The organism is Leptospira kanakyensis, from assembly GCF_004769235.1.
GTDB lineage: Bacteria > Spirochaetota > Leptospiria > Leptospirales > Leptospiraceae > Leptospira_A > Leptospira_A kanakyensis.
Genome location: NZ_RQFG01000005.1, coordinates 108666 through 133118 on the forward strand (window position 1 = coordinate 108666; position 24453 = coordinate 133118).

At 39.1% G+C, this 24453-nt stretch carries 25 protein-coding genes and 1 tRNA gene; 12 read left to right on the forward strand and 14 right to left on the reverse strand.

The annotated features are described in order from the left end of the window. The first annotated feature begins 64 nt into the window (after positions 1-64). The 4 genes from EHQ16_RS01100 to EHQ16_RS01115 are packed head-to-tail and all read left to right on the forward strand — an operon-like array spanning position 65 to position 3190. Positions 65-796: a FecR domain-containing protein gene (locus EHQ16_RS01100; protein WP_208742217.1), complete on the forward strand. Its 732-nt coding sequence runs from the start codon at positions 65-67 to the stop codon at positions 794-796. Between the two features lie 2 nt (positions 797-798). Further along, on the forward strand, positions 799-1719 hold the full coding sequence (locus tag EHQ16_RS01105; RefSeq protein ID WP_135637133.1) for a DUF4384 domain-containing protein: 921 nt from the start codon (positions 799-801) through the stop codon (positions 1717-1719). A 40-nt stretch (positions 1720-1759) separates the two neighbouring features. Beyond that, positions 1760-1963, forward strand: a complete 204-nt coding sequence (locus EHQ16_RS01110) for a hypothetical protein (protein ID WP_135637131.1) — start codon at positions 1760-1762, stop codon at positions 1961-1963. A 3-nt stretch (positions 1964-1966) separates the two neighbouring features. Then, positions 1967-3190 carry an LIC_12337 family protein gene (locus tag EHQ16_RS01115; protein WP_135637129.1) on the forward strand — a complete coding sequence of 408 codons (1224 nt, stop codon included), beginning with the start codon at positions 1967-1969 and terminating at the stop codon, positions 3188-3190. A gap of 32 nt (positions 3191-3222) precedes the next feature. Here EHQ16_RS01115 and EHQ16_RS01120 read toward each other — a convergent pair whose 3' ends face one another. Further along, positions 3223-4371 carry a phosphoesterase gene (locus EHQ16_RS01120; protein WP_135637127.1) on the reverse strand — a complete coding sequence of 383 codons (1149 nt, stop codon included), beginning with the start codon at positions 4369-4371 and terminating at the stop codon, positions 3223-3225. Positions 4372-4490: 119 nt separating this feature from the next. Between EHQ16_RS01120 and EHQ16_RS01125 the strand changes: the two genes are divergently transcribed. Next, complete coding sequence (locus EHQ16_RS01125) at positions 4491-5963, forward strand: ArnT family glycosyltransferase (protein ID WP_244241866.1); 1473 nt, start codon at positions 4491-4493, stop codon at positions 5961-5963. On the opposite strand, the gene EHQ16_RS01130 is transcribed toward EHQ16_RS01125, so the two are convergent. Beyond that, positions 5960-6364, reverse strand: a complete 405-nt coding sequence (locus EHQ16_RS01130; RefSeq protein ID WP_135637123.1) for a thiol-disulfide oxidoreductase DCC family protein — start codon at positions 6362-6364, stop codon at positions 5960-5962. The genes EHQ16_RS01125 and EHQ16_RS01130 overlap by 4 nt on opposite strands. 67 nt (positions 6365-6431) lie before the next feature. On the opposite strand from EHQ16_RS01130, the gene EHQ16_RS01135 reads away from it, so the two are divergent. Then, on the forward strand, positions 6432-8378 hold the full coding sequence (locus tag EHQ16_RS01135; protein ID WP_135637121.1) for a M3 family metallopeptidase: 1947 nt from the start codon (positions 6432-6434) through the stop codon (positions 8376-8378). Here EHQ16_RS01135 and EHQ16_RS01140 read toward each other — a convergent pair. Together EHQ16_RS01140 and EHQ16_RS01145 are read right to left on the reverse strand one after the other, a co-directional pair. Further along, a complete protein-coding gene (locus EHQ16_RS01140; RefSeq protein ID WP_135637119.1) occupies positions 8349-8918 on the reverse strand; it encodes an SCO family protein in 570 nt (189 codons plus the stop codon). The two genes, EHQ16_RS01135 and EHQ16_RS01140, sit on opposite strands and share 30 nt — an antisense overlap. Next, complete coding sequence (locus tag EHQ16_RS01145) at positions 8915-9352, reverse strand: copper chaperone PCu(A)C (RefSeq protein WP_244241867.1); 438 nt, start codon at positions 9350-9352, stop codon at positions 8915-8917. The genes EHQ16_RS01140 and EHQ16_RS01145 overlap by 4 nt, the downstream gene beginning before the upstream one ends. Positions 9353-9362: 10 nt before the next feature. On the opposite strand from EHQ16_RS01145, the gene EHQ16_RS01150 reads away from it, so the two are divergent. Further along, entirely contained in the window at positions 9363-10388 is a 1026-nt protein-coding gene (locus EHQ16_RS01150; protein ID WP_135637115.1) for an alpha/beta hydrolase, read from the forward strand. On the opposite strand, the gene EHQ16_RS01155 is transcribed toward EHQ16_RS01150, so the two are convergent. Next, positions 10368-12269: a PAS domain S-box protein gene (locus tag EHQ16_RS01155; RefSeq protein ID WP_135637113.1), complete on the reverse strand. Its 1902-nt coding sequence runs from the start codon at positions 12267-12269 to the stop codon at positions 10368-10370. The two genes, EHQ16_RS01150 and EHQ16_RS01155, sit on opposite strands and share 21 nt — an antisense overlap. A gap of 23 nt (positions 12270-12292) precedes the next feature. Here EHQ16_RS01155 and EHQ16_RS01160 point away from each other — a divergent pair, with 23 nt between their 5' ends. The 3 genes from EHQ16_RS01160 to rktP all read left to right on the forward strand — a co-directional run bounded on the left by EHQ16_RS01160 (position 12293) and on the right by rktP (position 14443). Continuing rightward, a complete protein-coding gene (locus EHQ16_RS01160; protein ID WP_135637111.1) occupies positions 12293-12562 on the forward strand; it encodes a Sec-independent protein translocase subunit TatA/TatB in 270 nt (89 codons plus the stop codon). A gap of 73 nt (positions 12563-12635) precedes the next feature. After that, on the forward strand, positions 12636-13352 hold the full coding sequence (tatC, locus tag EHQ16_RS01165) for a twin-arginine translocase subunit TatC (RefSeq protein ID WP_135637109.1): 717 nt from the start codon (positions 12636-12638) through the stop codon (positions 13350-13352). Next, positions 13349-14443, forward strand: coding sequence for an Arg-Lys translocation region protein phosphatase RktP (gene rktP, locus EHQ16_RS01170; RefSeq protein ID WP_135637107.1), 1095 nt, complete (start codon positions 13349-13351; stop codon positions 14441-14443). The genes tatC and rktP overlap by 4 nt, the downstream gene beginning before the upstream one ends. Here the strand turns inward: rktP and bla are convergent. The 5 genes from bla to EHQ16_RS01195 form a co-directional block, all read right to left on the reverse strand. Next, positions 14420-15265 carry a subclass B1 metallo-beta-lactamase gene (gene bla, locus EHQ16_RS01175; protein WP_244241868.1) on the reverse strand — a complete coding sequence of 282 codons (846 nt, stop codon included), beginning with the start codon at positions 15263-15265 and terminating at the stop codon, positions 14420-14422. The genes rktP and bla overlap by 24 nt on opposite strands. Before the next feature lie 104 nt (positions 15266-15369). After that, positions 15370-16650 carry an ATP-dependent Clp protease ATP-binding subunit ClpX gene (gene clpX, locus EHQ16_RS01180; protein ID WP_135637105.1) on the reverse strand — a complete coding sequence of 427 codons (1281 nt, stop codon included), beginning with the start codon at positions 16648-16650 and terminating at the stop codon, positions 15370-15372. Positions 16651-16667: 17 nt separating this feature from the next. Beyond that, positions 16668-17270 (reverse strand): ATP-dependent Clp protease proteolytic subunit, encoded by a 603-nt coding sequence (locus EHQ16_RS01185; protein WP_135600131.1) that lies wholly within the window; start codon positions 17268-17270, stop codon positions 16668-16670. Between the two features lie 3 nt (positions 17271-17273). Further along, positions 17274-18620 carry a trigger factor gene (gene tig, locus EHQ16_RS01190; protein ID WP_135637103.1) on the reverse strand — a complete coding sequence of 449 codons (1347 nt, stop codon included), beginning with the start codon at positions 18618-18620 and terminating at the stop codon, positions 17274-17276. Positions 18621-18682: 62 nt separating this feature from the next. Continuing rightward, positions 18683-18754: transfer RNA gene (locus EHQ16_RS01195), tRNA-Gly, on the reverse strand. 604 nt (positions 18755-19358) lie between these two features. On the opposite strand from EHQ16_RS01195, the gene EHQ16_RS01200 reads away from it, so the two are divergent. Both EHQ16_RS01200 and lsa25.6 read left to right on the forward strand, forming a co-directional pair. After that, positions 19359-20066: a hypothetical protein gene (locus EHQ16_RS01200; RefSeq protein ID WP_135637101.1), complete on the forward strand. Its 708-nt coding sequence runs from the start codon at positions 19359-19361 to the stop codon at positions 20064-20066. A 95-nt stretch (positions 20067-20161) separates the two neighbouring features. Then, positions 20162-20803: an Lsa25.6 family adhesin gene (gene lsa25.6 / locus EHQ16_RS01205; protein ID WP_135637099.1), complete on the forward strand. Its 642-nt coding sequence runs from the start codon at positions 20162-20164 to the stop codon at positions 20801-20803. A 129-nt stretch (positions 20804-20932) separates the two neighbouring features. Here lsa25.6 and EHQ16_RS01210 read toward each other — a convergent pair whose 3' ends face one another. From EHQ16_RS01210 to EHQ16_RS01225, 4 genes are all read right to left on the reverse strand, one after another. Continuing rightward, complete coding sequence (locus EHQ16_RS01210) at positions 20933-21628, reverse strand: TenA family protein (RefSeq protein ID WP_135637097.1); 696 nt, start codon at positions 21626-21628, stop codon at positions 20933-20935. Between the two features lie 16 nt (positions 21629-21644). Then, positions 21645-22304 carry an arylesterase gene (locus tag EHQ16_RS01215; RefSeq protein WP_135637368.1) on the reverse strand — a complete coding sequence of 220 codons (660 nt, stop codon included), beginning with the start codon at positions 22302-22304 and terminating at the stop codon, positions 21645-21647. 120 nt (positions 22305-22424) lie between these two features. Then, positions 22425-23564 carry a hypothetical protein gene (locus tag EHQ16_RS01220; RefSeq protein WP_244241870.1) on the reverse strand — a complete coding sequence of 380 codons (1140 nt, stop codon included), beginning with the start codon at positions 23562-23564 and terminating at the stop codon, positions 22425-22427. A 73-nt stretch (positions 23565-23637) separates the two neighbouring features. After that, complete coding sequence (locus EHQ16_RS01225; protein WP_135637095.1) at positions 23638-24342, reverse strand: OmpA family protein; 705 nt, start codon at positions 24340-24342, stop codon at positions 23638-23640. Positions 24343-24453 lie beyond the last annotated feature (111 nt).

A 24453-nucleotide genomic window follows, 5' to 3' on the forward strand; every position in this document is an offset into this window, starting at 1 on the left:
TTTTTTTAAATTTTTTTTTTAGATTTTGGCTTGTAAGAGTGGAGAGTTATATTATAAAAGTGGCATGATTCGATTTCTTGTGTCCATTTTGTTTCTTTTTGTAACCACAACCCTCGCTGCTGATGAAGTAGGGATCATTAGTTTCATCCAGGGCACAAATTATTTGTCGGGATCACGGTTTAAAAAGGCAAAGGAACCGGTAAAGTTAGGTAGTATCCTAAAGAAGGGAGATACAATCACTACAGAAAATGGAACTTGCGAAATCCAATTGGCAACCCAAGCCACAGTGCGCCTTGCCAAATTCTCCTCCGTCCAAATCGAAGATTTACTCAATCCTAAATCAAAATCCACTACCTTAAAACTAGTTGGTGGCAAACTCTTCGTGAAAGCTCACAAACCGGCGGCAGGAGTCCCTAGCCAGAACCAACTGAGTGTGGTCAATCCGAGTTTTGTGGCAGGAGTTCGAGGGACTGAATTCTTAGCGGCTGCTCCCGATGTTGGGGGAAAAGACGAAGACCTAAGTTCTGTCGAAACAGGAGTTTATGTCAACGAAGGGACTGTAGCAGTAAGCCCTGATAAAAAAGGAAAACAAACCCTTGTGGCTGAGAACGAAGAAGTTGTGGTATCGGGAAAAGAATTAAAAAAACAAATTTTAGATGAATTTGTGAAAGATAAAATGCGTATCTTCGAAGAGTTCAAAGCCATCAAAGAAGAAAACTACCAACGAATCAAAGAACAATACGAAAAGAACGATCAACTGATGAACGATTACAAAGGCCAAGGAAAGGTAGACTGATCATGAAACATTTCCTAATTCTCTCTACCATCATTTCCCTTTCCCTCTTTTCCTCAGATCGGATTGGAAAGGTTCCTGTTTATAAAATTGCCGTAGAAGTCATTTCCACAAACGAAGAAAGTCTGGCCTTACGCGATTTCATTAAAGAAGAAATCCAATCCACTTCCAGGGGAACCGTGGTCCTGCCTCTCAAAGGAGTCGGGAACAATGGTTGGGAATTTGACAAAGAAGGGAACCCTTCTCCCAAAACACAAATTCGCTTGGGAAACTTAAACGATGTAGATAAACTTTTACTTGTTTCTACAGAAGATGGACAAGCAGTCATTTCCTTTGTCGATGTCCTCCACCAAAAATTGGAATACCGCAATTCCCTTCCCGACAGTCTTTCCAAAACTTTGGTTTCTGACTTCCTCGGATTTTTGGACAAAAAGAATATTTACCTAGCACTTTCGGAAACGGGCACTGGGTCCAATGCTCCTCTCAAAATCAATTCTCTGAAACCCACTTATGTGGCGGGAGAACCCATTCGGTTTGAAATTGAGTCAGCAGAAGACAATTATGTTTATGTGGTTCTGGTTCCAGAAAACCAAAAAGGGGAGCCAGTGTTACTTTTCCCCAACCAAATCCAAAACGACAACTTTGTTCGCAAAGGGGACAAAGTTACCATTCCTGACAAACGAATTTCTTTCAAAGCGGCTTCCGCTCCATCCAAAGATAGAATCAGAGCCTTTGCATCTCGCGAAGAATGGAAGGAATTCCAACTACGTGGGAAAAAAGAAGATTCATTTTATAGACTCCTCCCACCTGCTGTTACAGGAACCAAGGCATCGCATCGCTCTATGATGGCCGTTGCCAGTTCTCTGACAGCACCCATCGAACAAAGTCCAGTGATGGAGTGGGAATACCAAATCCTCTCTCGATAAATTCTTGCAAAAACCCCTCATACCTTTTGTTATTTAAGGTATGAGAACTTTTATCCTTAAAACCCTTGCCTTCGTAAGTCTCAGCACCCTACTTACTTGTTCGCTCTTTGAAAAAGACGATAACAAAAAAGAGGATATGCTCACTGCCCTTTTACTTTCTGTCTGGGCTTACAACCAAGCGGCAGGTTGTTCAGGACCTAAGTCGGGATTCACCATCTGTATTCCCAAAGGAATCGCGGAGTAATCCATGAAAAAGTTATTATACTGTTTATTATTTTTAAGTGTGAGTGTTCCAGTCACTGATTTTAACAAACTCACTCGTTTGGATAGAGACAAACATCTATCACAGCTTTTTGGTGAAGCCATCCATTTAGGGATCGGCTCCGAAAAACTTTGGTCTGCTACAAGCGCTGACAATTGGGGATTTGTGCGCCAATCGGCCACCTGGGCCAGGGGAAATTCTGGTATCATTGACTCTCTCATTTTGGCTTTAAAAAATGCAGGTTATTTCAATAATCCGGATTCTGCCCGAGTGGACGTTCTCTCCAATGTAAACTTAAGTGGGATCGGATCTTCCACTCTCACAATCAAAATCAACACACCATCCACAAACATAAGTTCTACGGCTTATACAGGAACAAAATCATTCAAACATTTTATGGAGATTAAAAAAACTGGTGCCTCAGTTCCCTCCTTACAATTGTTTTTCGATGATCCCAATACCACCCTCGGAAATAATGGAGCACTTGTTTATTACAAACTTGTCGATTTTGGAAATCCCCAATTTGCCAATGTGGGTGATGTCATCACAGAAAGTTATACAGGAAATGATTCCATCTATGGAACCAAATTCCAAACCTACACTTGGAGGAACGGCCCTGAAAACGCTTCTTGGATCAGTAAACATGGCCGTGTAGTTCTGACTGAAGTAGATGCAGGAAGACAACTTTGTTTTCGTTCTGTGGTTCGTTTGACCTTTACTAAACTAAAAGAAATCAACCCTGCTGGAGCGACAGGTCTTGATTCTTTGAAATCAGCCTGCAACACGGCCCAAGGAACCGGCTCCAGTGATCAAATTTATTATGTTTTGGCTTATATGCAAAAGTTTGATTTACCTTTCCAAACCACTGCCAAAGCAACCTTTACCATGAGTACGGCAAGACCAGAAACAATTTGTAATTTGCCTGCTTCTTCCTTTTCAGGTGCGAAGTTGTCTTACGGAATATTTAATATCAATGGATATGTAACAGACCAATTAACAGCTGCCGAAGTTCCTGCGGACTATCCAAGTCCTACTGTCGGAGGGTCTGATTTTATGTCTGTGGATGAGGCCTTCAATCGAACCTATGTAGCCTTTGGTGCCAGTATTTCCGGCCAAACTTTACTCGGAACCGTCAAACAATATGAAACTACATCCAAAGCTTTTTTGGATGCCTTTGATGGTTCTGACCAAAACCTAACCTTTAAGTAAGGTTAGGTTTTTAAAGTGAGTTTTCTTTTAGATTATTGATTTCTGTAAATGGCGTTGGAGAGAACAGATCCTGTCAAAGCAATCATCTCCAACCGCACATAAGAGTCCTTTTCTTTGAACTCATAACTAGCTTGGTTTGTATCAGGGTTTACTTGTAAAACTTCACCCATTTGGCCAATAAAACGAATTTCTAAATACCTTTCTTTCGAATTCAATTCTACTGTATTGTTTTGATTTACTTGGATCCTTGGAACTTTTGGATCCTCAGCACCTTGGAAGAATTTTTTAACACAATAGAATGATCCGGATTGTAATGAATCCAAAACGGAAGTCTGATCCCTTTTTCCTTCCGCAGTCACGATATATCTTAGGAAACTTTCTCCTTTGCGACCTCTTTGGTTTCCCAAAGTTTGGATGATATTTTTCCAAGTAGGTTGGTCAAAACTTTTGATGGAGGTTTCCGGAAAATAATGTAAGTCATCACTTGCCATACAGTGGACATTCCGTCCTTGGCTTAAGAGTGTATCTAAAATTTTTGTATCATCACCAAACGGAGAATATACTTCGATTGCTTGAAAACCACCGATAGATGACATTTCTTCTTTTGAAAATGAATCAAATAATTTTGGATGAGGGATGATTACATAACCACCCAACTTTTTCATTCGATCCATTACCCAGTTTAGATTTTCACGAGATGCATAGACCGGGAAATAATCATAAAATGACTTTTTGATTCCAATCGAAAGTAGGTGTCGTTTTTTTATATTTTGTCCCCATTCAAATCCACGAATGTAATCTGAGTTTTCTTTCTCAGTTACTTGTCCGTAATCAGTGATGGCTACGTTAGAAAAACCTTCTCTTTTGTATTCTGATTGGATTTCGGAGATAGTATGTCTTTCGGGAGTGAACCAAACCTCATCGGAATGTGCATGTAAGGAGATCTTTTCTTGTCCCTCTCCCTTCCAATTTTGATAGGGATTGGTAAGTTTCGTACCTTGGAAGGGGGAAGTGGGTAAATCGATCGATTTCCTAAGGAGTAAAACAACTGATAGCTGGTAAATTGTAAGAATACCCAGTAAGGACAGAAATACAAACAAATAACGATACTTCCATAAGGAAGGACGTAGAACCGTTTGTTTGTCCTCATCAACAATGGGCCCAGGAACGTTAAAAAGCATAGGTAAACCTTATAGATCTTTTTTTCCATTTTGATTCCAGATTTGTTACAAAATGAATACAAAACAGAAGATTCTTTTCTGCTTTGACAAACTAGATGGGGTTTTCTGTCTTTGAGACTGTGAAATCCTTATCCGTCCATCGCACCTTTCTAACCCTGGTCTTAATATTGATTATATTTTTATTTTATGGGAATTCTTCTCCCCTTGTAGACCAGGACGAAGCTGCTTATGCAGGGTTTTCTCGTTCTATGATGGAAACAGGGGATTATTTAAGTATGGATTTTCCTTACTCCACTCCCCATAGAAAACCACCTCTTCATTTTTGGATCACTTCTTTTTTCTTTCAAAATATTGGTGTTTCCGAATGGGTTCTTCGACTTTTTCCAGCCCTTTGTATTTTAGGAACGAGTTTACTCACATACCATCTGACAAACGTTATGTACGGCTCAAGGACAGCACTTTATGCTTTCAGTATCTTAAGTTTTTCTTTGTATTTCCCTTTGAATGGAAAAATTGCCCTCGTCGATTCCCTATTAGTTTTTTTCGGAATGAGTGGATTTGTTTCTCTTTACCATTGGATCAAATTTAACAAAAAACGTTTTGTATTTTTATTTTGGTTTTCCGTAAGTTTAGGAGTTCTTGTCAAAGGTCCACCTATCCTAATCTTTCTTGGCGGCACCTGCGTATTACTTCTTAGCATAAACCAAATCAGATCACAAGTTTGGAAACTGAATCCGTTTTTATGGTTACCGGTCGCATTACTCCCACTTTTTGTTTGGGGTTATTTATCTTGGCAAAAAGACAAAGGGGAACTCATCAGGTGGATGTTGGACTGGTATATTTTTCGTAGGGCAACTGACCCAGTTTTTGGACAATCAGGCCCACCAGGCACCTATCTCATGTTATTTGTAGTGACCATTTTTCCGTGGACTCGAATTTATCTTTCCTTTCTTTACGAAAATGGGTGGAAACTGATTGCCTTACTCAAAACAAGCGGCATAGGAATCTCAAAACATCTTTTCCTATGGAATTGGAAGAAAGAAGATTATTCCTTTACTTCAAAACGTTTTTTGTTACTCGGACTTTTTTTTTCTTGGATCTTTTATGAAGGATTAGCAAGTAAACTTCCCTCCTATCCACTTTCGGCTTATCCAATTCTTTCCATCCTTCTCGGTGACCAACTATCAAGAAAACATAATCAAATTTATATGTATCGAATCTACATCACAGTGGCTTTGTTAATGATTGCCGTTTTATCTTTTGTTATTTTCCCAAAATTTTCAGAGATTCGTATGGATACAAAAAAAATTGCAAATCAGGTTCAATCAATCGTACCAGAAAATGTAACCTTACATTCCTTTGGTGCTCACGGGATTCCTAGTTTTGCTTTTTACTATCATAGACCAATCAAAGAAATCACTTGGGAAGACCTCCCCAAAACAGAAGGATATATTCTTATCTCCGAATCGGATTTTCAAATTTGGAAAGGAATGGGTTTTGGTTGGGAAAGTGCCAGCGATTTGTTGTCTGTTTATGCCTATGACAGAAATAAATATTTAAACCTAAGACTAATCAAGGCAAGGACACCTTAATCTAAAAAACGTTTCCTGAGGTTTGGTGTTGGCATCATACAAACCTCAGCTTTCCCAAACCAGGAATATCGATGTTTGGCGATCCATCGATAAACGAAATTTCGTAAAAAACGAGGGATCAGAATCAATCCAAATAGTAAAAACCAGGGAAACTTTAACTCACGAATCAATTGCAAAATGGCATCAGATTCCATATACAATTTGCCTTCTTTCCAATAGAGAATGCTATCGGGAAGTTTTGGAACCATATCCTTGGGGATGAGAGAACAAAAAACCTCAGAACCAATTGCCGAAAAATATAGATTTTCTTTTCGGTTCCTTTTCAGAAGAAACTGAACGGAACCCATACACAAATGACAAACCCCATCAAAGAAAACAATTTTACTTTTTTCCGGTGGCATCCTTTCCCTCTACCACCATATTGGTGAAGAACCAATTGAAATCGAGTCTAAATCATTAGAGGCCATTATGTTTCCTGAATTTCATTCTGAAAATCTTCCTAAAAAAGAATCTGCCATTTTAGAAAAAATGGAGTCCAACAAAGAATTTATCAAAACTCTATTACAAATAGAAAAACCAACATTTCAAAACTTTGTCAAACCCTACCAAAGAATCCAAACAGAGCTAGGAGACCTAGTCACAGAAATCTCTCACCTCAATTCCGTAAAAAACAATGAAGAGAGCCAAACTATCTATAGTCGACTTTTACCAATCCTTAGCGAGTATTACACCGACCTTGGACAAAACGAAGAAATATTTTCTGCCTTTTTAAAAATCCAAAACTCAGAGAAAAACTTAAACCACGAAGCATCGAAAGTATTAGAAAACGAAATCCGTGATTTCCGTTTGTCCGGAGTGGGACTCGATAAAGAAACAAAAGAAGCACTCAAACAACTTCGCATTCGTTTATCAGACCTCTCCAATCAATTCTCTCAAAATGTTTTGAATGCAACCAATGCTTTTGCCATTTACCTTTCCGAAGAAGAAGTAAAAGGCCTTCCTGAAAGTGAAAAAATATCGGCAAAACAAGAAGATGGCACTTATAAATTCACATTACATTTTCCATCTTACATCGCTTATATGACTTATGGTGAAAATAGAGATATTCGAAAAAAACTCTATGACGGGTACTGCACAAGGGCTCCTGAAAATGGGAAACTGATGGAAGAAATTTTAGAAATCCGTGATAAGGAAGCAAAACTTCTTGGGTTTCCTACTTTTTCGCATTTAAGTTTGGCTACAAAAGTAGCAAACAGCCCCGAACAAGTCATCGAATTTTTAGACCATCTTGCGGTGAAAGCGAAACCAATCGCCAAACAAGAACTAAACGAAATCAAAAGTTTTGCTAAAAAATTAGGGCAAACAGATCTCGAACCTTGGGATCTCACCTTCTATTCGGAAAAATTAAAAAAAGAATCTTTTTCTTATGATGAAGAAATCTATCGCCCTTATTTAGAAAAAGAAACTGTGATCAACGGAACGTTTGTATTCCTTCAAAAACTATTAGGTGTGGAATTCAAACAAGTAAACACTCCCGTTTGGGAACCCTCTGTTCTTTGTTATGACCTAGTGGTAGAAGGGGAAACCAGATCTCGTTTGTATTTAGATTTAGAAATGCGAACTGAAAAAAAAGGCGGTGCTTGGATGCACAATTGGAAACCACACTTCCAAGACGAAACAGGGAAAACGGAACTTCCTGTTGCCTTCGTTGTTGCTAGTTTTCCAAAAGCCACAAAATCACAACCTTCGTTACTCCGACCAAGCGATGTGGTCACTCTATTCCATGAACTGGGTCATGCCCTCCACCACCTACTCTCTCGTGTGAATGAAGCCTTTGTGAGTGGTGTGAACGGTGTGGAATGGGATGCCGTCGAATTCCCTTCTCAGTTTTTAGAAAACTTTGCTTACGAACCAAAAGTTCTAGAACTTTTCGCAAAACACTATGAAACCAAAGAACCAATTCCCAATTCTTATATCGAAACTATGGTCAAAGCCAAAAACTTTATGTCAGCCATGGGAGTGGTTAGACAATTAGAATTTGCAAAATTTGATATGTTGATCCACAAGGAAAAACCAAACGAAACAAGAGTGCAGGAAATTTTGGATCAAGTGAGAAAAGAAATATCTGTTTTTACTCCACCAAACTATAACAAATTTCAAAATTCCTTCACCCATATTTTTGCAGGCGGGTATGCCGCAGGATATTATTCTTATAAATGGGCTGAACTACTTTCAGCAAACGCCTATTATTCGTTTGTGGATCGAGGGGTCTTTGACTTAGATCATGCAGCGCATTTTAGAAAAACTGTTTTAGAAAAAGGTGGATCTGGAAATGCGATGGATCTTTTCCGAGATTTTTATGGAAAAGATCCTGATATTGATGCTTTACTTAGACTCAACGGAATTGCCGCTTAACAACTGTATGGACTTCGTAATCACTTCTTTGGAATCGGTAGACTTGATAAGTTTTCGAGTTTTCCGATTCCTGTCCAAAACATAAATATAAGTGGAATGGTCAAAACTTTGGCCATCTTCCGTTTTTTCAACATAAGCAGCATATTGTTTTAGAATTTGATTGGTTGTGCTTTGCGAAAATGAAAGCCCAATGGATTGTTCTAAATAAAATCTTACATATTTAGTAGTTGTTTCTGGGGAATCACGAACAGGATCTACTGAGATAAAAACCACTTTGAATTTTGTTTTTTCTTCGTTGGTTAACGGCTCAATAGCAGTTTTGATTTTTGCGAGTGTATTGGGACAAAAATCTGGGCAATAAGTATAACCAAAAAATACAAGTAATACCGGCTCTTGCATCGATTTGAAAGAAACGGGATTTCCTGCTTTGTCGATCGCTTCGATATTCCCACCAATCGGAAGTTCGGTGAACTCAAAACTAGAACCACAGCCAAATAAAAAGGACAATACAACTACGTTTAAGATTAATTTTTGAATCATAATGTTTTTTTCTCCACAACAACAGTTCGTTTTTCACCGTTAGAAAAATGGATTTCCAATTTTAAATCTCCCGATTGTTTTAATTTATCGTATAACATCAAATGTTTTCCTGACCTCGTGAGTAGGATGGTTTCGGTAGCTTGTAAGGGAATGGGATATTCCACCTTACGCATACGTGCAATTTGACTTGTTTCATCAATAGTTGTTTCATGAAACTCAACTGATTGGTAATTCTCACTGACTATGGTTTGAATCTCTACAGAACTGGCAAAAGGATTCCTGATTTCACCATAGACCGCGGCAGTTTTTGCTACTTCCGGGACAGGTGTCGTCCAAAGTTGGATGGCACCCGGCGGTTTGTGACAGAAAACAAACAAATTGACTTGAATTAGTAACAGAATTCCTGCATTTGTTATATTTATCTTTCGTAACAAGAGAACCTCGATGAGAATAATAATCAAATGGGTGATTGCCATCACTCTCATTCTTTCTTCATTCCTAGTATCCACTTACAACTGGTCTACCGGTGAATACAATTATGATTCCTCTCGTAAATTCGAAAATTTTGACGCCTTCTACCAAAACGAATTGAGTATCAGCACCAAAGAAAATGTTAAACCCAATAACGAAGAATTACTCGTCCGAGTTTCGGAAGAAAAAACTCCCATTGTCATTGTTTACATTCATGGATTTGGTGCAAGCCGTGGCGAAGGAGAAGAAGTCACAAACAAACTTTCCGAATACTTCGGTGCCAACACTTATTACTTACGATTGCCAGGACATGGAACCAATCCAGAAGATCACCTAAATACAGGATTCCAAAACTATCTACAAGATGCAGAAGATAGTTTGATTTATGCAAGAGAACTGGGCGAAAAAACAGTTCTTATTGGAACCAGTATGGGTGGAAACATTGCATCCTATTTAGCCGCCAAACATCCCGACCTTGTGGATGCACTTGTTCTTGCTTCTCCATTTTATGATTTTGATGACCCGAGTGCTCATATCTTTCGTTTCCATTGGGGAAATTCGTTTATCAATGCAATCAAAGGTGAGATGCGAATTTCTAAAACAGATCCTAAAGATGAATCTTCCAAATATTGGTATTTTGATCAGTATTACGGGGCCATCAAAAATATTTTAGATCTAAAACGATTTGTAGATAAAACAAATCCTTATCCAAATATTGTGGCTCCCACCTTACTTATGTATTACTATAAATCAGAAAGAGAACATGACTTTGTGGCATCTGTTCCTGCTATGTTAAAGGTTTACGATTTGATCCAATCGGGATCCAATCCAAATCCTAAAAACAAACTTTTAAAAATTGAAAATGGTTCCCATGTCTTACTTTCGAAGTATGTAAAAACTGACAAAGAACTCATTGAAAAAGAAATCATTCAGTTTGTCAAAGATAGTACGGGAGCAGAAGAAGCCCCTAAATCGAAATCAAAGAAACCCAAACGATAACAAAATCGTTTCATAAAGTTCATCGATGGATATTGGTTTGGATCGAACTAGTATCCCTTCGTTGTCTAACTCTTCAGAATCCAACCCATCCATATTCCCCGTATATAAAACTGCCGAAAGATTCGGATTGATCTTTTTGATTTTACGAATGAGGTTTAACCCATTCATTTCTCGCATCCGATAGTCTGACAAAATAAAATCAGGAACCTCGGTTTTTAATGTTTCCAAAGCAATGGAAGCACTTCGAAACACCTTTGGGATCACATTTTTCTGTGATAATACAAAACTTATAGCCTCACTTGCGGCATCATCATCTTCCACAACCCAGATTTCTTTTTTAGAAATTTCATACCAAACATCTTTAGGATCATTGCCCGAATGAGGTTTTGTTACTCCAGAAACCATCTGTCCTTCTTCCAAAGGAAGAAAAATATGGATGACCACTGTCATTGGTTCCGGTTTTTCAATAAAAAACTCACCACCCCAGTTTTTCACATAACGATTGATTAGGTGCATTCCTGCCCATTGGAATTCTTCATCACCAAAGTTTACAAAATCAAGTGTATTCAGTCCAGAAAGACTAGGTAAGGAAAGGCCAGTAAACTCCATAGAAACCAAAAATTTAAATTCATCTGCTGGGGAAGTTTGGATTCGAACCATCCCACGTTTGCGGTCATCCCAAACCAGAAGTCCACCCGAAGTTAACTCACAAAGGATTTTCGAAAACCGAACAGCATCGAGTTTTGTAAATAAAGGTGATTTATAAAAATCAAATTGTGCTTCTACATTCTTTGGTAAACCCGCATTCACGAGTGGTATGGCAGATTCAATCACAGATGAAATTTCCACCTTGGCGGCAGAATTTTCATCTTTTACCTTAGAATATTTAATGATCCTATGGATCATGGAACGAGCATTATCTGCTCCCATCCGGATTTTACCCAAATATTCTAAAATACGATTTGTATTGAACTCTCCCGACTGAATCTGTTCTTCACCTAACTGAGAAAATACGTGAATGGGTTGTAGATAATTGTTTAAGTCGTGGGCAATATTGGTAGCTAAACTTCCAATAGTTTCCATTTTCTGTGAATGCAACTGATAAGATTCTAATTGTTTTTTCTCAGTGACATCATCCAAAAATACATAATAAAAATCTGGTTTTCCTTGTGAGTTACGAAATGCACTAATCCTTCGATACACATTGATCCGTCTGCCATCCTTTCTTGTCAGCCTTGACTCTTCGGCCCCTTCTTTAAAAAAACCAAAGTATTCCATCTCTTCTTCTGAGATTGGTTCCCCTTTAATTCGTTTGATATTGAGATCAGTTAAGTTTTGAAAACTATATCCAGTGATTTCTGTAAACCGAGGATTGATGCGAAAGTATCCACCTTCCCAATCTTGTAATGCCATCCCAACAGATGCATTCTCAAAAAGCCCGAGAAAAAATTGGATTTGTTCCACAATATTGATTTCATTTGTTTTTTCATTCGTTACATCCCGAACAAAAACAATTTGTAAATCTGAATCTATATTAGGAATGTTTACTTTTTTCTTTTCGAATTGAAACCAACGAACAAGAACTTCATTCGGCATCAGGAATCGGTAATCACCAGTGATGGTATCCCGATCAGAATGTTTGTTTGGGGAAAGAAACTGTTCTCGAAAATTAATTTTGTCTTCTTCGGCAACCCATGTCAAAAGTTCGGACTCCAAACACTCCCCAGTGGTTTTATGACATCCCAAATTGTTTTTAAAAAAATCGTTCGAAAATAAAATTTGGCCGGTTTTTGGATCTGTTAAATACACTCCACCGGAAAATAGATTGGGCAAGACCTTAAAGAATTCTATCATTCCGCTTGCTTCTAGATTCGTTTGCATAACTCTTGCCTTAAGAGGGAAATATGCCATCCAATCCGTTTTCTTTTCAAGCACCTATTGCTTTTTTTAATTTGGGACCGTGGGAGATTGCACTCATCGTCTTCTTAGCGTTACTTTTTTTTGGCGGAAAACGCCTTCCAAGCCTTGCCAAAGATTTGGGTTCTGGAATCAAAGAATTTCGTAAGTCCTTAACTGGACAAGAAGACGAACCATCCCAAACGAGTTTCCCACAAGAAGAACCAAAGTCCGCTTCTTCAAACGCTTCCAAATCTGGAAAAAAGAAAAAAGCATAAGACTTAAACCTTGGCCGGGAAAAAAAGAACCGCACTTCCATTACCGGAGGATTCCGAAACCAGGGAAAAATTCATGTCCCTGGGGGATCATTTAGAAGAACTCCGCCAAAGACTGATTTATTCCATTTTAGTGGTCTCTGTCTTTATGACGGGTACTTTGTATTTTGGGAGTGAGATCCATACCTTCCTCATCCAACCTTACAAATCAGTCCTAGGCCCCGACGCGCATTTTTTTCAGATCCAACTGATGGCGCCGTTTCTCATCTATCTCAAAACGTCTTTTATCTTATCGGTTCTTGTTTCTTTGCCATTTCTTTTATACATCCTTTGGGGGTTCATTGCTCCGGCAGTGGATACGAGGACAGAAAAATGGGGAAAGTTCATCATCCTATTTTCCACCCTACTCTTTTGGTCGGGACTGGCCCTTTGTTGGTTCACCGTCTTTGAAAACTTCTTAAGGGTTTTCCTTGTGATCCTTCGACCAGACGGAGTGGATCCTTATTTACCGATTGACGAATATTATGATTTGTTTTTTAATTTGCACCTAGTGTTTGGTGCTTCATTTCAATTGCCCATTGTCCTCATCTTACTTGGTAGGATTGGAATTCTATCTTCCAGGTTTTTGATTTCTAGATGGAGAGAGGCAGTTCTCATCATCGCCGTTGTTTCAGCCGTTTTATCTCCAGGCCCAGATGTATTTTCTATGTTAATGTTACTTGTTCCTCTTAGTTTTCTATTCTTTCTTTCTGCCATCATCATGAAAGTATTGGAAACAACAGACCGCAAATGAGTTTTCGAGTTAAACTTCCTGTACTACTAGGTATCATTAGTTTTCTTTTCTTTTTTATTCATTTTTTACTCGCAGAATTTGCCTTCACTCATTGGCAAAATCCAAAGGGAGAAAATGCACTTAACTTCAGCTTGGTGGGGATTTACTCTTCGTTCGTATTTTCCTTACTGATGGGATTTTTGACCTATTATTTTTTAGGTTTTCTATATCAATACATTCTTCATGTCATTGCTCATATCCAAGATGATGAACTACCAAAAGACATTCGAAATTTAAAAAAAGATACAGAAGAATATAAAATTTATAAATCTGTTCGTTTTACCCTCCTCCAAGGAGATGAAAGTCTTGGAGAAGAACAATTCGAAAACAAATTTGATTGGAAAACCAACCAAGCTGCATCCGTTAACAAACAAATCCCAGATATCCATATTCCAAAAATTCCCGGATTTGATGTTGCCGTTTTCCCATCTGTTATGCGTTATGCGGGAGCGGACTACATACGAATTGTCAGAGCAAAAGATGGAATTTTTGGAATCCTTGCCGGACATATGGAACCTGGAATTTTAGAATCTTCGGAAAAAGTATTCATTCATGGAACGATTTCTTCTTTTGGAGATGGGCTTTTTACTACTGAAGAAATTTTAGAAAAATTAGAATCTGCTCTTCACCAATTTACTTTTTTAAAATTAAAAATCTCTGCTTTTGGGATCCAAAACAAAGAAGATAAAATGTCTTTTTTACATTATATGGACATGCCCATCTTTCAATTTTCTGATCATGGAATCCAAGTGATTGAAGGGAGTGGAGATGACCATTGGTATCCCAACCACAAACACCCACTCTCCATAGCTGATGGAATCGAAATTGGAGATTATTTGGTTTGGGCCAGCGATAGAACTCTCACCCAGTTCGGACTCACATCCTTTGAAATTATGGAAGAATTTGTAGATTATCTTTTGGACTTAAAACCAAGCTCTTCTAGGCAGATGTTACTTGCCATTGCCAAAAAGATGAGTGCTCTCGGGGCAGAAAGAAACCTTACAAACCCCATGGAAAAACTTTCTATTTTAGTTGTTCGGCGAAACAAGTAAACGAATCGTATGGCGGAGTAGATCCAACTTCCCCCAGTCACCGTGCCCTGGAACCACTACCTCTGCATCTGGATAACGAGACAAAACCCTTTTCACAGAATTTGGCCATTGATTCATATCGGCTTCCTTTACATTCCCGAGGTCCTTTGCATCCAGTGCCTTAACTAAACATCCCCCAAAGAGGATATGAGTTTCAGGAAGCCAAACTACAATATTGTCTGCCGAATGCCCATGGCCTGGGAAAAATACTTCTATCGACTGATTTCCGGCAGGTAACCTTGTTTGGATGTCTAGGACCGGATTTGTTTTTCCCAATCCTCTTTCCTTTGCAAGTTTTGCCGTTAAGGATGTACTATAAACTGGGATGTTTTTATTTTGGAAAAGGGAAACTCCCGCCATACGGTCGTCATGTGCATGTGTCACAACGAGAAACAAAATATCTTTTTGGAACGTAGCCTTGACTTCAGAAAATAATTCTTCTGTTTGGGATTCCGTCCAAGGAGTGTCAATCACCACAGCTCCTTTGTTTGTGAGGATCACAAGGCCATTGGCAGAATACACTTGGCCACCAAATTCTCCAAAACTGCGATGGATCCAAACAGTTTCTTTGATTTTAATCCACTCTAAATGCCTGGATGATGTAAGAGGTAATGGAGTCTGCGTTTGGTTAGTGGGAGCGGTAGTAGACTCCGTAACTTTTCCTATTTGGCAATGGGAAAAAGAAAACCCAACGGCAAATGAAACAAACAATACTTGGAATCGAATCTTTGAAAGTAGAGAGACTTTCTGGAATCTGGTTTTTGGTGACTTGAAATCTATCACAAGTTACTCCTAAAAAAGAAAAACCTATCGATAAGATAGGTTTTTTATCGTTTCTCTAAATCCAAAATTTAAGATTTAAAATCCAGAAATTGTATTTTTAAACCCTAGGCGATTTTTTCGATATCACCTTTTAAGATCGTGATGGGAGCATCTTTTTTCAGAACTGTTTCATCCGTCACTACCACTTCCAAAACATCCTTACGAGAAGGAATTTGGAACATGAGTTCCATCATAATCTCTTCGACGATGGCCCGAAGTCCACGAGCTCCACTTTCCCGTTTAATTGCCGTTTGGGCAATGGCTTCGATGGCAGCTTCTGTGAACTTGAGTTTTACGTTCTCAATATCAAACATCTTTTGGTATTGTTTGAGAAGGGAATTTTTTGGTTCTGTAAAAATAGATTTCAAACTATCGATTGTTAATTCATCGAGAGTGGCAATGATCGGAAGTCGTCCAATAAACTCTGGGATGAGTCCAAATTTCATTAGGTCATCAGGGATCACATGGTGAACCATCGATTCCCCTTCTTCAATTTTGCGACCCTTGTCGTTTACGATTTCATTGGAATGGAAACCAATTGATTTAACACCAACTCGTTGTTTGATGATGTCACTGAGGCCCACAAACGCTCCCCCACAAATAAAGAGGATGTTTTTGGTTTCTACAGGAATGTATTCTTGGTGTGGGTGTTTGCGCCCACCTTGTGGTGGCACATTGGCAACAGTCCCTTCAATGATTTTTAAGAGGGCTTGTTGTACACCTTCTCCACTCACATCACGAGTGATGGAGGCAGAATCCGACTTACGGGAAATTTTATCGATTTCGTCGATATAGATGATTCCCATCTCGGCACGTTTGACATCGTTGTCTGCATTTTGGATGAGTTTGAGGATGATGTTTTCGACATCTTCTCCCACATACCCGGCTTCTGTCAGTGCCGTTGCATCAACGATGGCAAAAGGAACTTTTAAAATGCGAGCGAGTGTTTGTGCGAGGAGTGTTTTTCCAGATCCAGTAGGGCCAATGAGCATGATATTGGATTTTTCCAATTCCACATCTCCCGCCTTACGTTCGTTATGGAAGATTCTTTTGTAGTGATTGTAAACAGCAACAGCCAAAGCTTTTTTTGCTTGTTCTTGTCCAATTACATACTGGTCTAAGATTTTTTTGATTTCGGTTGGTTTTGGGATGTCACCAACAATGGCAGTTTTTTCACCACCTTGCGGTTCTTCTGCGATGATTTCATTACATAATGAAATACACTCATCACAGATATAAACACCAGGACCAGCGACAAGCCTTCTTACTTCGTCTTGGGCCTTTCCGCAGAAAGAACAATGTAATTTTTCTCTGGAATTACCCGTTTGGCTTGGACGTTTGGTCATGGCGAAAGTCCCCTTTTTTAAGTTTGTAACATCTGTTTGCGTTCTAAGATCACGTTGTCGATGATGCCATACTCTTTGGCTTCCTCAGCACTCATAAAGAAATTTCTTTCGGTGTCTTTTCGGATTTGGTCGGCAGGTTTTCCGATGTGTTTACCATAAAGTTCGATCAATTTGTCCTTAGTCTTGATAATTTCTTTGGCAGAAATTTCAATATCGGAAGCTTGTCCGCCTGCTCCGCCATAAGGTTGGTGTAACATAATTCGAGAATTCGGAAGTGCAGAACGTTTTCCTTTTGCCCCACCCGCAAGGAGAAGTGCCGCCATAGAGGACGCCTGTCCAATACAAAGAGTTCTTACCTCAGGTTTAACAAGCTGCATTGTATCATAAATGGCAAGACCAGAACTCACATAACCACCAGGGCTATTGATGTAGAGATAGATGTCTCGGTCCGGATTTTCCGCTTCTAAAAACAAAAGTTGAGCAGAAACAGCATTTGCATAGGTGTCGTCAATACCAGCACCTAAAAATATAATACGATCCCGAAGCAGTCTGGAATACACATCACTGGTGATTATGCCGCGACTTGTTTGTTCTGAAACGTTTGGAATAAATGTTGACATAGTTTACTCTTCTTTCCCGCTGAGAATTTTCTCAGCTTCTTCCGTTGAAATAGTCTTAGGCGACTTCTTTTCTACCTCAGCGTATACAAACTCGTCGATTTTATCAAACAGGAATTTGTCACGGTAGAAGGTTTCCGCCTTTTGTTTTTGGACTTCTTTTTTCAGAGTTTCGGCAGTAATTCCTTGCTGAGTTGCCTCTTTTTCGTATCCGGCCTCCACTTCTTCGTCAGAAATCTGGATTTTGTGGTCTTCCGCGATTTTCTGCTTCAAAATGTAGGTTTGGATGCGTTTTTCAGCCGCTTTTGAGAAAGATTCGCGAACTTCATTTTCTTCCTTGTTCAAACGTTTTGCGTAGTCTGCAAGGGAAGAAACGGGAAGGCCAAATTCACGCATAAAGTTTTGGAAAACGGTTTCTGTTTCTTCGTAAATTAAAGACTCAGGAATGATGAATTTGGATTCTTTGATGATTTCGTTATAAGCATCATCTGTTGCACGTTTTGTGAGTGCGTTTCCAAAAATATCGAGTAATTGTTTTTTGGTTTTTTCTTTTAACTCTTGTAAGTTGGCAGAACCATCCACCTCGGATGCAAAGTCATCGTTGATTTCTGGATATGTCACTTTGTAAACAGCAGAAACTGTCACAGTGTAAACAATGGTTTTACCAGCAGACTCTGGCGATTGTGGGTAAGAGTCTGGGTAAGTGAAAGAAAACTCTTTTGTTTCATTCAACTTCATCCCAAGCAGGTTGGTTTCAAAACCGGGAGGGTTTTGGGGAGCACCCATTTGGAATTTTCCGACTTGGCCTTGTTCAGGATATTCTTTGTCGGTTTCTTTGAACTTATAATTGATTTCTAGAAGGTCAGCGGATTCAACAGGTTCTCCCTCTTCTTTAAGAGTATTGCGAGCCATGTTTTTTTGGATCCCTTCCAATTCTTTTTGGATGTCCGCGTCAGAAATTTTAATTTCTTTCGGTTGGATTTTGATCTTCTTTAACTTTGGTAAGGTGACTTCTGGTTTGGTGTCGTAAGTAGCTTTGGCTTTGGCACCAGTATTTTTATCAAATGTTTCCATTTGGAATTGAGGCAGGCGGATTGGTTTGTGTTCCAATTTATCAAATAGGTCTGCCATTGCTTGGTTCAGCATAATGTTGGCAGCATCATCCATAACGGAATCACCAAGAACTTTTTCGACCATATTCAGAGGTGCTTTACCGGGGCGAAAACCGGGGATTTTTACTTTTTCGGATGCATTTTTGTAAGCCTTAGAGTAGGCAGTGCGGACTTCTTCAGCGCTAAATTGAATGCTGAGGTCACAAGTTGCGTTGTTATTTTTTTTTGCCGTAAATTCCATCGTATTATATCCAGTGTAAATAAAGAGAGTGTAGTGGAAAGAAAAAGAAGCGTACCTTCATTAGCGGGAAACGGGACTTGAACCCGCGACCCTCTCCTTGGCAAGGAGATGCTCTACCGCTGAGCTATTCCCGCAGAAGGTTTGTGAAACCATCATTTGGAATCTAAGCAAATCGGCAAGGAAAAAAGTCGGAAATGATAGAGGAAAACCTAGGGGAAGAGCCAAAATCGGGTTCCCGAAATTTCGAAAAAAGAATTTGGTCTAACAATTCACCATCAAACAGACTTCATTTTTCTTCTTAAAAATAGGTTTTGGGGAATTTCCAAAGGAAGGTTGAGGAACTTCAATCCACCTGAAAGAAAAAGACTAACTTCTTAGAAAGATTCTTTGACTCATTAGCAATTCTTTATATTAGAAATTTCTGTACAATAAAAATCGCTACTTTTCTCTTTTTACCCCCATCAAATACCCGTTATTTCACATCTACACAACTAAATTCATCACCAACAAGACATTTCGTAAGGTTATTTCCCACAAAAGTCAGTTGAGTAGTTTTAAAAATCTTAGATTAATTCTACTGTACCGCATAATACCTGTATATACGAAATAACATTAAAATATATTAATTTTCTAAAAAAATTTAACAATTCAAAACAAATTCGCTTGACGCGGTCTTCAAATCTGCAACTAACTGGTATCCGCTGGTAACCAGTGATAAAAATCCATAAGAGAACACGAATGAAAAAAACAACATCCATCCTACTCCCTCTACTTTTCGTAGCTACGGTTTTTGCAAATTGCACTCCAAAAGAAGAAAAAGACAACACTCCTGTACTTGCACTTTTACTTTATGCAAATGACCAATTAAGTGGTAACTGTGCGATTGTTACTAGAAACAGTACAACTTCTTACTCAGCATCCCTAAATTCAGTTCCAAAAGGTGGTTGTAAAATTAACTCAACAAAAGCAGAAGTAGAAGCAAGCTACAATACGCAAAAAACAAACGTTGTTGCTTTTTTTACAAAAGCCGGTTCTTCTTGTGATGCAGTAACAACTGCTTTTAACAACAGCGTTAACACACTCATCACAAACACTAACAACACTGATGATGCTACTTTTGCAGCAAGTGTTGAGAAACAAAGAGCATTCTCTATAGGAAACCTTGTGACTGAATCTACTAACACACTAAAAGCTGCTGGAAGAACTGATGCACAAATTGCTGCGACCTCTCCTGCAAGTTTAGATGAGATGTTTTTTGTTACAGCAATTTCAACGGCTGGTAACGCAGGTGTTGCTGCTTGTGTAACTGCTTTAAAAGCTTTAAACCAAGCAGCTGCTGACGCTTTAACTTCCACTCCACCAACTAAAGTAGCTTTATCATCTTGTACTTACGGTTCTGCGCAACCTGCAACTTCAAAGTGTGCAACTCTTAATTCTGAGTTCTAAAGAATCTTTGATAGTTTAAGTTTAAGGAAACCGGTCACCTTCGTGGCCGGTTTTTTAATTTTACCTAAACCATTTTGTTCTAAATCTCCATCTATATGAAAAATGTTATAACCTTCATTTTATCCTGTCTTTCCATCTCTTGTTCTCCTATACAATTGACAGAAGTAAAAAACCAAGCCATCATCCAATGGAAAGACTTAGGACTTGGATTTTTCCTAGCTACCAAAGAAGAGGAAGGTCTCTATCACGATCTTGCTTGGATTTATGGTGATTTAAAAGATCAATCAAAAACCTTTCCTCTGTTTAACGAATGGAGAGACCCTAAAACAAAACGGCCAGTACGTAGACTGTGGTTTGGACCTGAAACACAAAAGTTAGTGGAATGGACTGATGAAAATCAAAATGGGATTTGGGAAACAAAAACGTATTTTAACCAATCTGCCAAAACAGGAATTTTATCTGGACATATTGCCTATTCCGACTTCGACACAGACGAAAATGGATTTATGAATGTCCGAATTTATTTAGGTACAAGAGTCGAAGAATTAATCCAAGAAAATGGGAAAATTCGTATCTGGGCAGAAGGAAATGGCAATCTTGAAAAGGTCGATGTTTTCATTCGAACGAAAAATTTAACCGACCTAGGCCCAAGTCGTCAAATTCCCATTTCGGAATCTTGGGCGATTCACCCAGAAAAAGTATCACAAAGTAAATACAGGGCCGTATATCAACCGTAAGTTGATTAAAAAACGGAAAATCGGCAAGGAAAAAAGTCGGAAATTACATGGGAAAATCTGAGACCAAAGGGAAATCGGAGGCCTCCCGATTGATTTTACAGACAGACCTCAAATCCAACTAACCGCTATTTAACGAGAAGGCCAACTTTGTTCCGTCCAGGCTTGTTCCCAAAACATCCATTCGTAATTACAACTTTGTTGGAAAGCGGCCACTGCCCGTTTTTTAGAATCTTCATCCGCAAGGTCTGCATATTTTTGCAAACGAGACAAAAGACCAGTCATATATTCATTGAACCCTGGATCGGAATACATAAGTAACCAAGAGGCGTAAGGATGGTCTTCTGGAATCTTTCCTTTTTCTTTGAGTAGATGTTGGCCAAGATCAATATAAAGCCAAGGACAAGGAGCAATGGCCGCAAATCCTTCTACTACCGACCCTTTGACAACGGAGGCAATCATATGGTTTTGGTACGCTAAATTGTTGGGCGTTGGTTCTGTTTCGGCAATGGATTTTGCATCATAACCCAGTGTCTTTCCATATCCCATGTGAAGTTGGCTTTCCACAACGAGGGCCATCCTTGCCGCATCAATCAGCCAAAGTTTATCTTCAGGATCTGTGACCTTTGTAGAAAGGATGGCACAAGCATCCGAAAAAGATTCTAAATACTTAGCATCTTGGATTTGGTAAAAGCGAAAGATCTTTGGATCTAACGATCCATCGGCAAGGGCAAGAACAAAGGGATGGGAAAAGGAAGCACCAAATGATTGTTTTGCCGATACTTTGCATCTTTCAGCAAAACTCGGGATGGGGAATGGACTTGTCATTCTTAACTCCAGGATCTTATTTTACAAGTAATGGTTTGAGATACGGGTACACTGTGTCCGCAACGAGCTTGTGACCCGCTTCTGTTGGATGAATTCCATCCTTTTGGTTGAGTTTACGAATGGATGCCACTTTTTCTAAAATAAACGGAACTAGCGGAACATCTTCTTCCTTGGAAAGATCCGGATAAATCGAATTAAACTCTTTCGCAAATTTTTTCCCCATATTGGGAGTGGCGTACATTCCAACTAACAATATCTTGGTGTTTGGGTATTGAGATTTGATTTGGCGAATCATAGAACGTAAATTTTCTTTTGTTACTGAAGGATTAATCCCACGCAACATATCGTTGGCACCTAACTCGAGTACAAAGATGGTTGGTTTTTCTGCTAAAACCCATTCCAAACGTCCAAGGCCTCCGCTCGTTGTATCCCCGGAAACTCCTGCATTCGTCATTTGGTAGGAGTATCCCTCTGCACTTATTTTTTTGGTAAGGACATGGGGCCAAGCATCTTCAAAATCGGGAAGCCCATACCCTGCTGTGAGTGAATCTCCAAAATAAATGATTCTTTTGGTATCATGAGAACTTTTTGATTCCACTTGGTTTTTGTCTGTCTGGTCGGACGAATTTCCACAAGCGATCATAAGGAAAAAACTGATAAAGATTAAATACGGCACATCTTTTAGATTGTCTGGATGGAAAGAAAAATCAAACATTTTTAAATAGAGAGACCTTGGTCTCTCCTTTCTTATGGATTTCTGAAGGATGGCTCTACAAATCCATAAGGGAACTAGAGGTTAGTAAATTTTATCGGCGTCGTAGTAGAAAGAAACACCCGGCATAATATAAAATTCCGTAACCGTATGTTTGATAGAACTGGACATTTCTGAAAATCCAATATAAACACTTCTTGCCGAATAATCACTCCTAGGAACATTTCCAATGGTATCACCAAGATAACTATCATAGGTTCTTCTGACGTCTTGGCGGATCATCCCAATGTCCAAACTAAACCGACAATATTGAAATGAAGTTTCGAGATTAAAAATGGTTCCCTTATCTCTTACCTTTCCGCCATAAGCTGGAGCCACGGCATTGAATTGGGAACTTCCGTCGGTAAATGATTCTTGGATGATTTGAGAACCTAACACCGAAAAGTTTCCTTTTCTATCTAAAAGTTCCAAACGAGCCCGAAGTTCCCACCAATCACGAAGTTTGAACTTGGCAAAAATTCCAGGTAAAATTCCTTTCATCGAATATTCAGCGTTTGCATCACCACCGATCGACCAAGTGGCTTTGTTGGGAATGGGGGCTTCCGGTCTACTTGTAGAATAGGAACCATAAGAAATATTATTTCTTTCCGTATAACGGTGGAAGTTGATCGAAGGGCCTACCATTAAAATTTTGGAAAAAGGATGGGTATAAGAAAAACGTAAATGTTGGCTCACACCTTCGAATCGGAGAAGTCGGTTTCCTTCAAAGGAACTGGCCCAGTAAGTATCCGTTCTTGGAGAAATGAAGTTATTGGAAGCCGGTAGATCGCGGCTATAGACACCGAGCGAAGTGTCTTCTGCAAACTGAACTTCAAATTTATTTTTATAACCGTACCGAATGTCCCAAAATTGTGAATTGAGTCCGAGGTCTTTGGCTGGTTTGTAAGGGACAGAAAGTGGGGCACCAGGTTCTGTGATTTGACGAAAAACTGAGTTTTGGAACCAAGCAGGGCCTGTTTCATTTAAGATGGCAGGAGATAATTTTCCAATCCCCCATCCACCGCGTAACATCAACCTGTGTTCATACACTTGGTTGAAGATATCCATCCGAGTTTTATTATCTTCACGATCTTCCAAAGGAACAGAGGTTTTGTTCCCCACTTCTCCTCCGTCTTGTTTGGTATCAGGTGTGTTCCCTACTTTGGGAGGTACTTCTGCAAACAAAGGGAATAATATTCCCAAAAGGAAAAACAAAAATACAATTGAGTGTAAGCCGGTAAAAAAACGGTTCCAGAAATTAATATACAATGCGAACCGTCCCGACGTAAACTTCTGTTCTACGGTTTTTCTTTTCCGCAAGCATTGTATCTACTATTTTGTGTAAATCAGCGAAACCATCCACTTCCTTAAAACGTTCTTCAACAATTCTATGAATTAGTTTTAATTCTAGTTTTACGGATTGAGAACGTTCCTTACTTAACTTAAGGTTCATTGAGAATGCACCCACGCTATCCGTGTGTCCACCAATTCGACAATTGGTTTCAGGGTATGCTTCCATAGCGTCCCCAACTTTGGCGATGAGTTCTTTTGCTTTTGGAGTGAGAGTTGATTTTCCAGATGGGAAAGCTACGTCCCCATCGATCACAATTAAAAGTTCTCGTAACCTTTTTTCATCATCTTCAATACGTTTGAGTTCGACGCCTTTTCCAACAAGACTTCCTCCTACTTCTTCAAATGGAGTTCCGGAGTGTTCAAAATCACTGCGAAGACCTTTATACAATTTCTCCAAATATTCAGAAGTTCCCAGTTTATCCAAAGAACCTTCTGGTAAACTCCCCAAATAGTCGCCGGATTTCTCCTCTTTAGGAGTAACACAGCCACAAAACTTTTGGAAGGCAACGGACTCTTTCCATTCTGGTTTAACAATAGTGTTACAATTTGTTAAAGTTAACAGAAGGAAGGTGGAATGGATCAGTAATGATGAGTATATTCTTTTACGCATAAGGCCAACAGTCCTTATCTTGAGAATCAACTGCTAAAATCAATTGATAAATTACAGAATTTGAATTTAACACCATTTATAATGTCCCTACTTACGATTTCATATTATTGA